Raw genomic sequence first — 15,441 nt, 5'->3', positions numbered from 1 at the left:
ATGAAGCCCGCTCGGGTGCGCTGCCAGTCGGGGCGAGGGCAGCGTGGCACTAAAACGCGATTACTGGGCGAAGACCGTTTTTGACAGGATCTACAGGATAGACAGGATGAAGACAGACCGATTTGAAATCCTGTTCATCCTGTAGATCCTGTCAAAAACGGTCTTTATGCACGAGGCCCGCATGGCCGAAACGACGCCACGACCCGCCGCCCATTCCGTCACCGTTTCATAAGAGCCCGTCAGATGCAGCGGCCCGGCGCGCATCGATCGGGTGCGCCTATTCGCCCACCTCTGACACACTGTCACCGCCCACGCCGACCGCGCCTGTGCCAGACTCGCACAGGCTTTTGCGAGAGGGATCGGCGCGATCTTCAGCAGGGGCACCAGTGGCTTGCCGCACGTCGGACGGTGAAAAAGTTTGGACGATCTGCTGGCTCGACGCACCAGTGAGGTGAGATGAATGACGCCACCCCGACCGACGGCGAACTGGTGCGTCGAACCGCAGCGGGCGATTGCGACGCCTTCGCCCGGTTGTACGACCGGTACGCGCGGCTGGTCCGGACGGTCGCGGGTGACGCCGGCCCGGGCCTCGCCGAGGACATCACTCACGACGTGTTCCTCCGGGCGTACCGGTCCATCGGGACGCTCCGGGATGCCGAGCGGTTCGCCCCGTGGCTGGTCGGGATCGCCCGCCGCGTGGTTCAGGAGACCCGGCGGCGGAACCGCACGCGGGAACCGCTCCCGGATGACCTCACCGACGGGCGGGCGGCCGAGCACGACATCGACGGCGCGGACGAGGCGGCCTACATGCTCGCGCTGGTGGCCCGGTTGCCCGAGGAGGAGCGGCGGGCGGTCCAGTTCTTCTTTCTGCACGGCCGCGACGGGAACGAAACGGCCCGCCTTCTGGGCCGGTCCCGGTCGGGCACGTACTCGCTCATCACGCGCGCCGTCGGAACACTCGCCCGGTGGATGGGGGCCGATCGACCGGCCGGGGAGGTGCCGCAATGAAGTGCCCAACCGACGACGCCCTCGTCGAACTCGCCCTGACCGGCGATGCCTCCGCGGTTCAGCAGCACGTGGCCGGGTGCCCGGCGTGCGCGGCCCGGTTCTCCGACATCAATGGCGTCATGCACGGCATGGAAGCGGCTCAGGCCGTGGCCGATCGCGGCCACGAGGCCGGGCGTGCGCGACTGCTCGCGGCCCTGGCGGTGGAACCGCCGCCGACACGTAACACGTTACTATGGAGGGTTCTCATGGATCGACGCACCTGGATCACGTCCGGGGCCATTTCGGCCGCGGTGATTGTCGTCGTCGTTCTCGGCTGGGGCGGAGCTCCGGCCGTCGCTTTGGCCGATGGCCTCAAGCCGTTCAAGGAGGCGAAGTCCTTCTCGTGCGATTGGGTCCCACTCCATAAGGGTAAGCCGTTCGAGGTTGCAAATAAGATGACCTTCAGGCTGACGTGGGCCGCACCCGGATCGGTGCGCAGCGAGATCTTCGCCGACGGCAAGCCGCAGTCCGTCGCCATCGCCCCACACGGAAAAGAAGGATTTATCGTCGATCACAGTAACAAGACGGTCACATCGATTGACGACCCCGATGCGGAGGAAGCCACGATACTCAAGCTCATCGACGGGCTGGCGACGTACTCGGGTGGGGACAAGAAGGCGGCCGGTACGGACGAAATCGACGGGGTGAAAGCCGCGCGGTTCGAGCTGGAAATTCCGAACGCCGAGGCGAAGGACGCGCCCTGGCGGTACCGGATCTGGGTCCACCCGGAGACAAAACGGCCGGTGCGGCTCGAATTCGCGCTCCAGGCCCTGCATGACCCGACAGCAAAGGGCGTCGCGGGGGTTCGGCTCGAGAAGTTCGAGTGGGACGTGAAGACGGACGGGCTGTTCGATACGAAGCCGCCGGCCGGGTACAAATCCGCCGTGGAGGAGAAGAAATAAGATCGATGAACGTATACCTTACAGTAGGACCCATTACTGAGAGGTCGGTATGGTCGGATTTAACGCAACGGTGCTTGCCTTGATTGCTGGAATCGTCATCGGCACGGTGCTGCGACCGGGGCTGTTGGAGGTCGCAATCGTCGGGGCTCTGGTTTACGCGGTCGCACGGGTCGGCCGACCGAAGCGGCGCCAGACCGGCGCGGAGCGGCACCTTGCGTAAGAAACGGTGGCGGAATGGACGAGCGGTCGCGATTTCTTGCCGGCCCACACGGGCTTCGTGTAGATGAATGCAGATTTTGACAGGATCGACAGGATTGACCGGATGAAGACCGAGTGAGTTGAAATCCTGTTGATCCTGTCGATCCTGTCAAAATCGTCTTGGCTCTCCCATCCCGTGTTGGTGCTACCCTCTCTCGCCTGCTTGTCTTAGTTCTGGCTCTCGGTCATGCTGACAAGGACCGACCGGAGCCAACGCCGTGACCGAGCAAGAATGGTTGACATGCACTAGTCCCACGCCGATGCTCGCCTTTCTCCAAGGCAAGGTGAGCAGTCGTAAATTGCGGCTGCTAGCTGTGGCATATTGCAGGCAGATTTTGCCAGATTTTGCGCACTGGGAACTCGTAGACGGTCTCAAACAAATCGAGGCTGTTGCTGACCAACTTTTGGACCCGACGGCCTTGATTACCGTCGCCCAAAAAGCCGAAGCTCACTTGTATCCCGAGATGCCACCTGAGCAGCGGCTCGTCTGTCAGTGCGTCACCTTTGCCAGCTATTTCGACGAACTTGCCGACGATTCGGGAGCTTTTGGGGTGGACGACCCGGATCGAAGTGCATTGCCCGCGGCAATACGATGCTCGTCTGCGGTTAGTGTCGGAATGGTAGGAGAGAGGGGGCATTCAGGGTACATTCGCTGCGTCTTCGGCAATCCCTTCTGCCCCGTGGCCGCCGATCCTGCTTGGCTCACCTCCAACGTCGTTGCTCTCGCCACCGGCATTTACACAGACCACGCCTTCGACCGGATGCCGATCCTGGCCGATGCCCTCCAAGACGCCGGGTGTGACAACGCCGACATCCTGACCCACTGCCGCAACGAGGCACAGCATGTGCGTGGGTGCTGGGTGGTCGATTTGCTGCTGGGGAAGGAGTAGCTCCGATGGCTGCCCCGAAGCGTGCCGAAGCGAAGAAGACACCCTTCGACATTGAGGAAGCGGTACCGCTTCTTCGAGAAGCGGTCGCACCGTACCCGAAGGCGGCTCTCTTTGAACTTGCGGCGGCGGGGCACGATTCCGTCTTCGAGATCCTGGTTGCGTGCATCGTGAGCATCCGCACGCGCGACGAAGTGACGCTCCCGGTCGCACGGAAGCTGTTCGAGGCCGCGCCTACGCCGGCGGACATCGCGGCGCTGACGGTTCCCCAACTCGACCGGTTGATTAACCCCTGTACGTATCACGAAGCCAAGGCGCCAACGATCCTGAACATCGCACGCGAAGCCGTGGACAAGTACGGCGGGGTGCTTCCGTGCGACGCGGACGCGCTCATGGCGTTCAAGGGCGTGGGGCCGAAGTGCGCGAACCTCGCGGTCGGGATCGCGTGCGGGGAACTGGTGATCGGCGTAGACGTTCACGTTCACCGCGTGACGAACCGGTGGGGGTACGTGAGCGCGAAAACGCCCGAGAAGACGATGGAGCAACTCCACGAGAAGCTGCCGCGCCAACTGCGGGTCGAGATCAACGCGCTACTGGTGCCGTTCGGGAAGCACGTCTGCACCGGCGATCGGCCCAAATGCTCGACGTGCCCGCTGCTGTCCATGTGCCAGCAGGTGGGCGTCACGCGGCACGCATGAGTCGGGAAAGCTCTCCCCGGTTTTTAAGCACTTCCTAATTGTTTCCGCGCGCGGGCTCTCACACAATACGTTCACTCTCTCATCACACTCGCTCTCGCACCGTCCCGCTCGGAGTCCGTCTCATGCCCCGCGTTCTGAAGCCCGCCGCGCTCGGCGTGCTGTGCGCCCTTTTAATGCCCCCCACCCCGGCGACGCCGGCCGACACCGCGCCCAAGGTGCGCGCCAGCTCGGACGACCTGGACCGGCTGGTCATCGAAGAGGTGAAGGCCCGCAGCGAGATCATGAAGAACCTGCGGTACCTGTCCGACGAGATCGGCGGGCGCCTCACCGGGTCCCCGAGCCTCGAAAAGGCGAACAAGTGGACCGCCGAAAAGATGAAGGAGTACGGCCTGGAGAACGTTCGCCTCGAGCCGTGGGAGATCCCCTACGGGTGGCAGCGCGGCAAGGCCGAGATGAAGATCGTCGAGCCCGACACCGGCCGCAGCCTGCTGGTCGCGTCCGCCGCCTGGTCGCCCGGCACCAAGGGCAAGGTGACCGGCGACGTGGTGATCCTCAACGTCCGCACCAAGAAGGACCTTGAGGCGTACAAGGGCAAGTTGAAGAACGCCGTGATCCTGCGCCAGCCCCCGACCCGCGTGGCCCCGATCACCGACCTCAACTACCTCGGCAGCCGCCCCGAAAAGAAGGACGAGCCGAAGAAGGACGCCCCGCCGAAAGAGGAGCCCAAGAAGGCCGACCCCAAGAAGGACGGCGCGGGCGACTTCGGCATCTCGTTCAAGCTCCAACCGCCGGCCAAGGACGAGAAGAAGGAGCAGCCGAAAGAGCAGCCGAAGAAGGACGGCGGCGGGTTCGGCGGCGGGTTCCAGCAGTTCCAGAACGAGCTGAACGAGTTCCTCAAGGCCGAGGGCGCCGCGTGCCTCGTGTCCGACTCCGGCAAGCCGCACGGGCTGCTCGTCACGAACGGGGGCTGGGGCCGCGGCGACCGGGCCGCCGCCGAGGGCGGCATCGCCCGCGTGTACACGGCCCACGAGCACTACGACCTGCTGTGGCGGCTCGCGTCCCGCGAGAAGGCGACCACCCGCGTTGAAGTGGAGATCGAGAACAAGTTCATCCCCGGCCCGGTGGTCGTGTACAACACGGTCGGCGAGGTGCGCGGGAGCGAAAAGCCGGACGAGATCGTGGTGGTCGGCGCGCACCTGGACTCGTGGGACCTGGGCAGCGGCACCACGGACAACGGCACCGGGAGCAGCGTGGTGCTGGAAACGGCCCGGGTCGTCGCGAAGCTGGCGCGGGCCGGGAGCCCGCCGAAGCGCACCATCCGGTTCTGCCTGTTCAGCGGCGAGGAGCAGGGGCTGTACGGCTCGCGAAAGTACGTCGAGAAGTACAAGGACGACCTGCCCAAGCACTCGCTGGCGATCGTCCACGACACCGGCACCGGTAAGGTAACCGGGTTCGGGCTCCAGGGCCGCACCTACATGAAGGACATGCTGGAGAAGGAGCTGGCCGCGCTCAAGGGGCTGGACGGCTGGAAGGGGCTGACCGCCGGCGGGATCGGCGGCGGCACCGACCACTGGCCGTTCCACCAGGCCGGCGTGCCCGGGTTCGCCTGCAACCAGGACATGGACGAGTACCGGCTCACCCACCACACCCAGAGCGACACCTTCGATAAGGCGAAGGAGCCGAACCTGATTCAGGGGGCGCAGGTGATGGCGGTGACGGCGCTGCGGGTGGCGAACCTGCCGGAACTGCTGCCGCGGAAGTGACCGCGGCCATTTGGTTTGTCGGAGGCCAGGGCTTTCGGACCAGGGGCTTTCGCCCCTGGAGAGAGCGGCCGGTTGAACGCGATTCCTTGAACGTCAGCGTGTGCGAGTTCGCGTAGCGACCCACCCCCCCAGCCCCCTCCCTGCAGGGAGGGGGAGCAAAGCACTCCGGAACCGCTTCGCGCATTCTGTTCGCTTAGCGCAGTCGCGGAACTCCCCCTCCCTGCAGGGAGGGGGCTGGGGGGTGGGTCGCTACGCGAACTCGCACACGCTTGCGGTTCTTCAGCCACCCGAGCGGGTACGATCGGGAATTGGCGTAAAACGTTGAAGAGAAGACGATTATGGGAGATGTGACTCGTTCGAGCTACTTCGCAACTCGGACGAGAGCCCGGGTGCGTTACCCCGCCCTGCGTGGGCGAGGAGTCGGGAGGACTTCCGGAACTACCACTCTTACCGCGAGCCCGAGGGCGGCACGTCCTGTCCTCGGGTGACCGGCGGAGAAACCAGGGGGTCGGCACTTGTGACCGGCGGAGCGACCAGCGGGTCGCTGCCCGTGGACGGTGCGGTCGGATTCGCGGGTTGTGCCTTGGGAGGCGTCGTGGCACGCGGGGCCGCCGGCGGGGCCGGGCGGGTGTTTTGCGCCGGCGCGGCCGGAACCGTGTTCCGGAAGGGGGAGCTGGGGGCCGCCAGTGCCGGGGGGGGGATCATCTGACTGCCGTAGGTCGGGACGTAGGTCGTTGCCCCGCCGGCCGAGTGTTGCGTGTAGCCGTTCGGCAGCACGATCACCAGCGTGTCCGGCTTGAACATCGTCAGCTCGCGCGGGTTCGGTAGGGAGCCGTTCGAGGAGACGAGCGCGACGACGTCGGTCTTCAGCATCTCCTTCCACGCCTTCGGGGAGAGCCGGTTCCCCTTGATGTCGAACACCGCGACGTCCGCCGGGTCGTAGGTCGTCGCACGGACGGAGGACTTCATTTGGTAGCTCACAACGGTATGCTCGCCGACCATTTGCGTCACCGGTTCATAGAACTGGGTGCGCTGCCGGGTGACCAGCTTTCCGGCCTCAATGCGCACGACCGCTTGCGCCGGGAACGTCCCGTAGGGCACGTCGTCGTCTTCGATGCCCTTCGCCACGATCTTCTTCGCCTCCGGAAGCTTCCTCGTCTCCAGCGCAACGGGCGGGGCGTCTTCGGCCACGAGCGGCTGCTCGGGGTTGGGCCGGGTCGTGCCCGGGCTCCCCAAGTTCGGCTCGCCGAGCTGCTGGGCCAGCGCGCCCCCCACCCCGATCAGCCCGCAGGCGAACAACCCGGCGGCGAACGTCTGCTTCAAGCGTGTCACGAGCATGGCCTTCAAGGCTCCTTCGGTGAGGGACGAAACTTCCGGCGGCGCGCCGGGCGGGACCGTGCCCCGCGCCAGCGCGAACCGCGCGGCCAACTGAACCGTTGTGTGCGTCAGGTTGTGGGGGACGACCGTGGCCGCCGCGTCGCGGGTCAGGACCGCGCCCGCCGCGGCGACCGACGCCGTGACCCCGCGCCGGGTCAGCCGCCGGGCGAGGAGCTTCCGCGCGTGGGCCAGCCGGCTCGACAGCGTGCCCTCGGGGACGCCGAGCGCCCGCGCCGCGGCCGACCGCGGCAGCCCTTCGAGGTCGCAGAGGACGACCGCGGCCCGGTACTTGTCCGGGAGCCGGGCCAGCTCCTCGTCGATCACCCGGCGCAGCTCGGCGTTGTCGTCGGGCGGCTCCGGGCAGGCCGGTTCGGCGGCGGTGGGCACGACACGGTCCTCGGCACGGCGCCGGGCGGCGCGGGCGTCCAGGGCGGTGCGGAACGCGACGCCGTACAGCCAGTTCGCGAGCAGCTCCGGGCGGCTCAGGTGTCCTGCGCGCTTCGCCAGAACGAGGAAGGCCGCCTGGAACGCGTCCTCGGCGTCGTGGGCGCGCCCGGTGACGCGGCGGCACACCGCGAGCACCATCGCCCCGTGCCGCCGCACGAGTTCCGCGAACGCGTCCTCGTCGCGTGCGTTCACGAACCGCGCGAGTAGGTCGCGGTCTGGCACGTCCGGCGTGCCGAGAACAACCCGGAGCAACTGCCGGGTGAGTGGTCGGGCTTCGGTGGGCATCGGTGTTCCCGCTGAACGCGTCACAACTGGTACTGGGGTGAAACCGCCCCGCGCGTCGGAGAAATTGAAAATTTATTCACGGCGGGGCGCGACGGGTGCGGAAAGGAGCACGAGCGGCGTTACTCCCTATTCTTCTCTCTGCGCCCTCAATCGCGCTGTTTGCGGTGAACACGAGGTTACCCATGCCCACCGTCGCCGAGTTCGCCGCGTACCTGGAGCGGTTCGCCCCCTGCGCGACCGCCGCGGAGTGGGACAACGTCGGGCTGCTGCTCGGCGACCCGAAGGGGGAGGTGGGCCGGGTTCTCACGTGCCTCACCCTCACGCCCGATGTCGCCGCCGAGGCCGTGCGTGAGGGTGTACATCTGATCGTCTCGCACCACCCGGTGCTGTTCCGCGGCGCGAAGAAGCTGACCGCAAACACCCCGGACGGCGAGGCGCTCCTGCCGCTCCTGCGTGCGGGTATCGCAGTCTACTCGCCGCACACGGCGTTCGACAACTGTTCCGGCGGGATCAACGATGGGCTGTGTCAGAAGCTCGGCGTGGCGAACGCGGTCCCGCTGCGGCCGCGCGAGGCGAAGCGGCAGTGCAAACTCGTCGTGTTCGTACCCGACGCCGACCTCGCGAAGGTGTCCGACGCGCTGTTCGGGGCTGGGGCGGGGGTGATCGGGCAGTACCGCGAGTGCAGCTTCCGGCTCTCCGGCACCGGCACGTTCTTCGGCACCGACGCCACCAACCCGGCGGTCGGTCAAAAGGGCCGGCGCGAAGAGGCGCCCGAGTGGCGGTTGGAGGTCGTAGTCCCCGAACCGCTCGTCTCGGGCGCGATCGCCGCGATGCGGAAGGCGCACAGCTACGAAGAACCGGCGTTCGACGTGTACCCGCTCAAGCCAGCTACCAGCGGCGGCGAGGGGAGGATCGGCGAACTGGCGAACCCGACCACCCTGGGCGAACTGGCCCGGCGCGCGAAGGAGGTGCTTCGCGCGAACGCCGTTCAGATGGTGGGTGATGCGGAGCGCCCCGTGCGCACGGTGGCCCTTGCGTGCGGCGCCGCAGGCGAGTTCCTGTCCGATGCCATCAGACGGAAGGCGGACGTGTTTCTCACCGGCGAGGTGCGGTTCCACGACGCGCTCGCGGCCCGCGGCGCGAACGTCGGCTTGATTCTTCCCGGGCACTACGCAACAGAGCGGCCGGCGGTCGAGGAGCTGGCCGCGAAGCTGGGGGGCGATTTTCCGGGCGTCACGGTGTGGCCCAGCCGGGCCGAGCGCGACCCGCTCGCGGCGTTCTGATGCACGTGCCCGGCGGTCGCGGCTCGTCAACAAACGTGATACCCATTGCGGGTTCATGTATGAGCATTTAGACCGTTGACTCACGCCCGCCCCAACGCTATGAGCCCCCAAGTGACGCAGGAAGCGTTGGGGGGAGCGGAATGAGCGGGCGACGCATGCTGATCGCGGTGGCGCTGGCGTGCGGGCTGTGCGTGTGGGGGTACGCGCGGTCCGGGGAGCAGCCGGTGGCGGCGCACGGGTTCGAGCCGATTGCTTCGGAAGAAGCCGAATACGACGAGGGGACCCGCGACGACGCGGCCAACCGGTACCGCACGAACCAGCCCCGGCACTGGCGGTACATGGCGGTCGGGAACAGCTACTCGCACTGAACCCGCCGCCCGCGGCTGGTATCATGGACGCGAACACCAACCTTCGCGCCCGTGACCCAGCACATGGCCCTGATCCACATCGACCCGGTTCCGCCGCGGTGCCCGCCCGGGGTTGTTCTCGCGTTCGTCTGCGGCGGCGGGAAGATCGACTCGAAGCACGTCGGGAAGATCGCGTTCGTGGGCCGGGGGGCCACGGTCGAGGTGCCCGACGGCAAAGCCGCCGCGATCGTGAACGCGCTGGACGGCGCGACACTTCAAGCCAAGCCGGTGCGGGTGCGGTTCGCGGGCAAAGCGGACTTCACCGACGCGAACCACCTTTCCAACCTGTCGCACCTGCTCGACCTGGAAGCGAAGGCCGAGCAAGAAGAGGCCCGACGCCGCGCGCAGGCCGAAGAGGGCTCGCCCGTCGGCGACGGTTCGACGCTCACGAAACTCATCCTGCGTGACTCAGAGTTCGGACTCGGCGGCCGGTTGCTGCTCACCTTCGGGCGCAAAACGCTCAACGAACCGCTCCCGCCGTCCCGCCTCGGCCCCGGGGCGCCGGTGCTCCTCAGTCAGACGAACGTGAACCGCCGGGTGCCGTCGTACCGCGGCGTCATTTACGACCGCGACACGGCCACGATCGGCGTGGCGATCGACCCGCCGGACGACGACCTGCCGGACGAGGCGGTCTGGCGGCTCGATCTGTCGCCCGACGAGGTGTCCCGTTTACGCCAGCAGGACGCGCTGCGCCGCGCCGCGAGCGCCACCGGCGACCGGCTCGCCGAACTGCGCGAGGTGCTGCTGGGGGAACGACCTACCCCCCCGGCCCCCCTCCCTCAAGGGAAGGGGGAGGAAGGCGGCCCCATCCCTGAAGGGAGTGAAGACAACCCACCCCCCAGCCCCCTCCCTGAAGGGAGGGGGAGTTCGGCCGGTTCGCAAGATGTTTCGGAAGCGCCTTCGCTCCCCCTCCCTTCAGTCGAGGGGGGCGGCGGAGTGGGGGCGCCTTCCGCCCTCAACGAACCGCAGCGCGACGCGGTCGCGTTCGCGCTGGCGGCGCCGGACTTCGCCATCATCCACGGGCCGCCCGGCACCGGGAAAACCACGACCGTCGTCGAGTTCATCCGCGAACTGGTCGCCCGCGGGGACAAGGTTCTGGCGTGCGCGCCCAGCAACCACGCGGTCGATAACCTCCTGGAGAAGTTGCTCGGTGTGGGCGAACTCCCGGTGCGGCTCGGCCACCCGGCGCGGGTGATGCCGGAGCTTCGCGCCCGGGCCATTGACATTCTCGCCGAGAAGCACCCGGACGCGCGCCAGGCGCGCAAGGTGGCCCGCGAGGCGTTCGCACTGTTCCGGCAGGCGGACAAGTGGACCCGCGAAAAGCCGCAACCCGGCGAAAAGGCCGCGCTCCGGAAAGAAGCCCGCGAAATGCTCACCGAGGTGCGGAGGCTCGAAGCCAGCGCCACGGAGCGCGTGCTCGACGAGGCGAGGGTCGTGTGCGCCACGCTCACCGGGCTCGACAGCCAGTTGCTCGGTCAGCGCCGGTTCGACGTGGTGGTGATCGACGAGGCGTGTCAATCGACCGAACCCGCGGCGTGGGTGCCGCTGTTGCGCGCGAACAAGGTCGTACTCGCCGGGGACCACTGCCAGCTCCCGCCGACCGTCCTTTCGCCCGAGGCCGCGGAGCGCGGGCTCTCGGTCAGCCTGATGGAGCGGCTGGTGCGACAGTTCGGGCCGGGCGCGTCGCGGCTGCTCACGGTCCAGCACCGGATGCACGCAGGTGTAATGGGTTTCTCCAATGGAGAGTTCTACGACAGCCAACTGGTCGCGCACGAGAGCGTCGCCGCGCACCTGCTCTGCCATCTGCCGGGTGTGGCGCGTGACCCGCTCACCGAAACGCCGGTGCAGTTCATCGACACGGCCGGCGCGAGTTACGACGAGGAACTGGAAGAAGACACCGGGAGCCGCTTCAACGCGCAAGAGGCCACGCTGGCGGTAAAGAAGGTGCGTGCGCTGCTCGCGCTGGGTGTAGCCCCTTCGCAGATCGGACTGATTACGCCGTACCGGGCGCAGGTGCGGCTGCTGCGCGAGAAACTCGCCGACGTTTCGGGGCTGGAGATCGACAGCGTGGACGGCTTCCAGGGGCGCGAGAAAGAGGCGATCGTCGTTTCGCTGGTGCGGTCCAACAACGAGGGCGAGATCGGGTTCCTGTCCGACACCCGGCGCACGAACGTGGCGTTCACCCGCGCCCGGCGCAAGCTGCTGGTGATCGGCGACAGCGCGACCCTGGCGAGCGACCCGTTTTATCAGCGGATGCTCACGTACTTCGAGCAGATCGGCGCGTTGAGCAGCGTTTGGGAGGAAACCGAGTGACGCCGGCTCCGACGCACGAGCCATCTGCAACTACCGGGGCGAGGGTGTTCGGTGCGCGGTGCGTTGACCCACCCCCGGCCCCCTCCCTGAAGGGAGGGGGAGAGGATGCCGCGCCCCGCGTATTCGATTCGCGTGCCGCTGCCGGCGTGTCTTCTCCTCTCTCCATGAAGGGAGGGGGCCAGGGGTGGGTCTCGGGGAGCACGGGGTGTAACGGGGGTTACAGTGCCGCTATATGGGGCTCCGACAGGACAGTAACGGGACTGGAGCTACCCCGCCCGCTACCCAATCGCTACCTGTTCGCGGGCGGGCTGATGCCAACAAATCGCCCGCATAATCCGCACATGCGAACCGTGCGGCCGGGCCAAAGCAGCCGCGGAAGTGCCTGGGTTTTCGAGAGGTTTACGTGCGGCCTGGGGCGTGAAGCCTTGGTGCCCGGGCGACAAGGGACAGGTCGAGATCCCAATCAACAACTCGCGGGAAGTGACGGGAGCCGGAATGACGCCCGACCTCAAAGAGACCGCACACGCCGCGCTGTGCCTGACCGAAGCGCCGTACCTGAAGCATTACAAGCGTGGGCGGTTTCGTGTGTGGGAAGGCGTCGCGTTCACCGCAAGCGAAATGCCCGGTGCGGGCTTCAACTTCGCCGCGGTGCTGCGTCCCGTCGCGCCGTCCCTGAACGAACTGCTCCCGGTGGCGCGGGACTTCTTCGCCGACAGCGCCGCCGGATGGGGTGTGCTGGTGGAAGGTGGCGCAGGGCATCCGATGGAGGCGGAGCTTCGCGCCCGCGGGTGGGCGGTCGATGAAGACGAACCGGCCTACGTGCTGCCGGCGCTCGATTCGATCGGCACTCACCCCGTACCACCGGACCTGACGATTCGCAGAGCGGAAGGGCAGGGGGGAGCGGATTCGTACAAGGCCCTCACCGCGGCGGCGTTCCAGGCTCCCCCGGAGTTCGCCGACCTGATGGTGCCGTCCGTGAACTTCATGTTCGATCCCGACATCGCGATCTTCATCGGTTCTGCGGGTGGTATCGACGTGGCCGCTGCCGCGTACTCTCGGGCCGGTTCGACGGCGGTGCTCTGGGGCGTTGCGACACTCGAACCCTATCGCGGTCGCGGTTACGGCGCGGCGGTGTCACGGGCTGCGCTCGCACACGCCGCTTCGCAGGGATGCGATAACGCGGCCCTGCGATCCGGCCCGAAGAGCCGGCCGCTGTACGAGCGCATCGGCTTCAAGTACGTGTGCCAGCACCGCACCTACGCGGCCCCGGCAGGCGTGTAACGGGAGTTCGCCATGCACCCCGATGCCGACGCGCTCCTGGACGCGATCTTCGACGCCCCGGACGACGACACGCCGCGCCTCGTTTACGCCGACTGGCTTCAGGAGCACGGCCAGGAGGCGCACGCGCAGTTCATTCGGTTGCAGTGCGCCGCGGCCCGCCACCCGCTTTGGAGCGACGAGGCGAACCGGTTGTGGGAGGAGATCGGCCGGGTGTGGACGCGCTTGGACGAAGAATGGTGGCCAGCGACTCGGGACGATTGGGACTTGCGCAATGGCACCCGGCTCGATGCGACGCATTTTCACCGTGGGTTTCTCGGGCGACGCCTGGGCCTTACCTGCGACCAGCTCGCGCGCTACGGTGAGACCTGCTGGCCGTGGCTGCCGCTACCCGAAACAACGCTCTCGTCCGGTCCAGAAGATGAGTACTACGAGTGGGATGAGGACGAAGAGCCGCAGTTCGCTGACGACGAGAGCGACGAAGGCGCAGAGCCGCACATCCCTCGACTGTTCCGCATCCAGCGCCTTCACGTGCGGGGTAATAAGTGGGAGCACCTTCGCAGGCTCGGCTGCTGGCCGCTCGTCGCTTCGCCGCAACTGGCGAACCTTGAAGTGCTCGATCTCGGCGCGGTTAACTTGCCGAGCGTCTATGCCGAACGGATGCTTGCCCCCGGCCGCTTCCCCCGCCTCCGAGAGGTTCGGCTGAGAGTGTTCGACCCGAAACGTCGTCCCAATCCCGCCGGGTGCCTGACCGCCGATGTCGATACCTCCGCTCTTCACCTCGCCGAACTGCGGAGGCGCCTCGAAGCCCGCTTTGAGAAGGTTGTTTGGCGCGTCGGTCCATAAATCGCGGTTGTCGTGGGCCGTGTCATCCGTCGTGTATGATGGAACCATTCACGGCGCGACACGGGCACTCGCGGGACACATGTCACACTCCATTCTCATTATTGACGACGAAGAGCCGATCGCGTGGGCGTTGCGGCGGGCGTTCGAGCGCGACAAGCACCGCGTGGCGGTCGCGGCGACCGCCGAGGACGGTCTCGTCAAGGCCCGGCTGCACCCGCCGGACGTGGTGTTCCTGGATGTCAAACTGCCCGGGATGGACGGACTCACCGCGCTCGGCGAACTCAAGAAGACGGCGCCCAACGCCGCGGTCGTCGTTATCACCGCGCACGGGAACCTGAACACCGCCGTTAAGGCGGTTGAGGGCGGCGCGTTCGACTACCTGGCGAAGCCGTTCGAACTGGCGCAAGCGGTGGACGCGACGAAACGCGCGCTCAGCAACCGGAGCGAGGACACCGGCGCGCGCGAAGTGCTGGCCGAAGAGGACCACAGCCCCGATGCGATCATCGGGCGCAGCCCGGCGATGCAGACGGTGTTCAAGCGGATCGCGAAGGTGGCGCCGTCGAACGCGTGCGTGCTCATCACCGGCGAGAGCGGCACCGGTAAGGAACTGGTCGCCCGCGCGATCCACGCGAACAGCCCGCGGCGGCACAAGCCGCTCGTCCCCGCCCACGTCGCGGCGTTCAACCCGAACCTCGTGGAGAGCGAGCTGTTCGGGCACGTTAAGGGGGCGTTCACCGGCGCCGAACGCGCCCGCGACGGGCTCCTCAAGCTCGCCGACGGCGGCACGGTGTTCCTCGACGAACTGGCGGACATCCCGCTCCCGGTGCAGGCGAAGTTGCTCCGGGTGCTGGAGCGCCAGGAGGTGCAGGCGGTCGGCGGGAGCGACTCCCAGACCGTTGACGTGCGGATCGTGTCCGCCACCCACGCCGACCTCTCGTCCGCGGTGCGCGAAGGGAAGTTCCGGCACGACCTGTTCTTCCGCCTGAACGTGTACCCGATTCACCTGCCGCCGCTCCGCGACCGCGTGGACGACATCCCGGTGCTCGCCGAGCACTTCTTGCGGAAGTTCGGGGTGCCGAACCTCGCCGGCGCCGCCCCCGCCGAAACGGTCGCGTTCCTGAAGTCGCGCCCGTGGCCCGGGAACGTGCGCGAGCTGCGCAACGCGCTTGAGCACGCCGCGATCGAATCCCGGGGCGGCCCGCTCCGGCCCGAACACTTCCCCGAGCCGAGTACGGCGTCGGGGCCGGTCTCGCTCACCGAGCGGCTGCGCTCGCTTGCCACCGAATGGGTCCGGGAGCAGGTCCAGCAACTCGAAGGCGAAGAGCCCGCGGACCTGCACCTCAAGCTGATCGAGGCAATCGAGCCCGCGGTACTCGACGAGACGCTGCGCCAAGTGGACGGCAACCGGCTGGTCGCGGCGCGGTGGCTGGGGCTGGCGCGCGCGACCGTGCGGAAGCTGATTCGGAAGTACCACCCCGAGACCGTTGACCCGGACGGTGACGAATAGGCGCGGAAGAAAAGAGGATGGCCGCAAAAAAGCACAAAAAGCACAAAAAAGAAGAAAGGCTACAGACGGATTAATTAAATTTCTTGTGCTTTTTGCGACTGTCTTTCTTGTTTTTGTGCTTTTTGTGCTTCTTTGCGGCCATC

At 67.1% G+C, this 15,441-nt stretch carries 13 protein-coding genes; 12 read left to right on the top strand and 1 reads right to left on the bottom strand.

Annotated elements, in window-relative coordinates; translation table 11 throughout:
- The first annotated feature begins 456 nt into the window (after window positions 1–456).
- From R5W23_RS07310 to R5W23_RS07285, 6 genes are all read left to right on the top strand, one after another.
- The gene (locus R5W23_RS07310; RefSeq protein WP_320685773.1) at window positions 457–1,008 is read left to right on the top strand and encodes an RNA polymerase sigma factor; all 552 of its coding nucleotides are present in this window, start codon (window positions 457–459) and stop codon (window positions 1,006–1,008) included.
- Window positions 1,005–1,949, top strand: a complete 945-nt coding sequence (locus R5W23_RS07305; RefSeq protein ID WP_320685772.1) for an anti-sigma factor — start codon at window positions 1,005–1,007, stop codon at window positions 1,947–1,949. Before R5W23_RS07310 ends, R5W23_RS07305 begins: the two co-directional genes overlap by 4 nt.
- 49 nt (window positions 1,950–1,998) lie before the next feature.
- A complete protein-coding gene (locus R5W23_RS07300) occupies window positions 1,999–2,169 on the top strand; it encodes a hypothetical protein (protein WP_320685771.1) in 171 nt (56 codons plus the stop codon).
- Between the two features lie 256 nt (window positions 2,170–2,425).
- Entirely contained in the window at window positions 2,426–3,097 is a 672-nt protein-coding gene (locus R5W23_RS07295) for a hypothetical protein (protein ID WP_320685770.1), read from the top strand.
- 5 nt (window positions 3,098–3,102) lie between these two features.
- Entirely contained in the window at window positions 3,103–3,792 is a 690-nt protein-coding gene (locus R5W23_RS07290) for an endonuclease III domain-containing protein (RefSeq protein ID WP_320685769.1), read from the top strand.
- 122 nt (window positions 3,793–3,914) lie between these two features.
- Window positions 3,915–5,555, top strand: a complete 1,641-nt coding sequence (locus tag R5W23_RS07285; RefSeq protein WP_320685768.1) for a M28 family peptidase — start codon at window positions 3,915–3,917, stop codon at window positions 5,553–5,555.
- A 447-nt stretch (window positions 5,556–6,002) separates the two neighbouring features.
- On the opposite strand, the gene R5W23_RS07280 is transcribed toward R5W23_RS07285, so the two are convergent.
- On the bottom strand, window positions 6,003–7,664 hold the full coding sequence (locus tag R5W23_RS07280; RefSeq protein ID WP_320685767.1) for an RNA polymerase sigma factor: 1,662 nt from the start codon (window positions 7,662–7,664) through the stop codon (window positions 6,003–6,005).
- Between the two features lie 182 nt (window positions 7,665–7,846).
- Between R5W23_RS07280 and R5W23_RS07275 the strand changes: the two genes are divergently transcribed.
- The 6 genes from R5W23_RS07275 (at window position 7,847) to R5W23_RS07250 (ending at window position 15,298) form a co-directional block, all read left to right on the top strand.
- Window positions 7,847–8,947, top strand: coding sequence for a Nif3-like dinuclear metal center hexameric protein (locus tag R5W23_RS07275; protein WP_320685766.1), 1,101 nt, complete (start codon window positions 7,847–7,849; stop codon window positions 8,945–8,947).
- Between the two features lie 140 nt (window positions 8,948–9,087).
- Window positions 9,088–9,315, top strand: coding sequence for a hypothetical protein (locus tag R5W23_RS07270; protein WP_261184192.1), 228 nt, complete (start codon window positions 9,088–9,090; stop codon window positions 9,313–9,315).
- A 63-nt stretch (window positions 9,316–9,378) separates the two neighbouring features.
- Window positions 9,379–11,667, top strand: a complete 2,289-nt coding sequence (locus R5W23_RS07265; RefSeq protein WP_320685765.1) for an AAA domain-containing protein — start codon at window positions 9,379–9,381, stop codon at window positions 11,665–11,667.
- Between the two features lie 495 nt (window positions 11,668–12,162).
- Window positions 12,163–12,948, top strand: coding sequence for a GNAT family N-acetyltransferase (locus R5W23_RS07260; RefSeq protein WP_320685764.1), 786 nt, complete (start codon window positions 12,163–12,165; stop codon window positions 12,946–12,948).
- Between the two features lie 12 nt (window positions 12,949–12,960).
- Window positions 12,961–13,791: a TIGR02996 domain-containing protein gene (locus tag R5W23_RS07255; protein ID WP_320685763.1), complete on the top strand. Its 831-nt coding sequence runs from the start codon at window positions 12,961–12,963 to the stop codon at window positions 13,789–13,791.
- A gap of 79 nt (window positions 13,792–13,870) precedes the next feature.
- Entirely contained in the window at window positions 13,871–15,298 is a 1,428-nt protein-coding gene (locus tag R5W23_RS07250) for a sigma-54-dependent transcriptional regulator (protein WP_320685762.1), read from the top strand.
- The last annotated feature ends 143 nt before the right edge of the window (window positions 15,299–15,441 follow it).

Source organism: Gemmata algarum (assembly GCF_034097035.1).
Taxonomy (GTDB): Bacteria; Planctomycetota; Planctomycetia; order Gemmatales; family Gemmataceae; genus Gemmata; species Gemmata algarum.
Note: the sequence above shows the minus strand (reverse complement) of the source record. Positions and strands in the feature narration are given on the sequence as shown.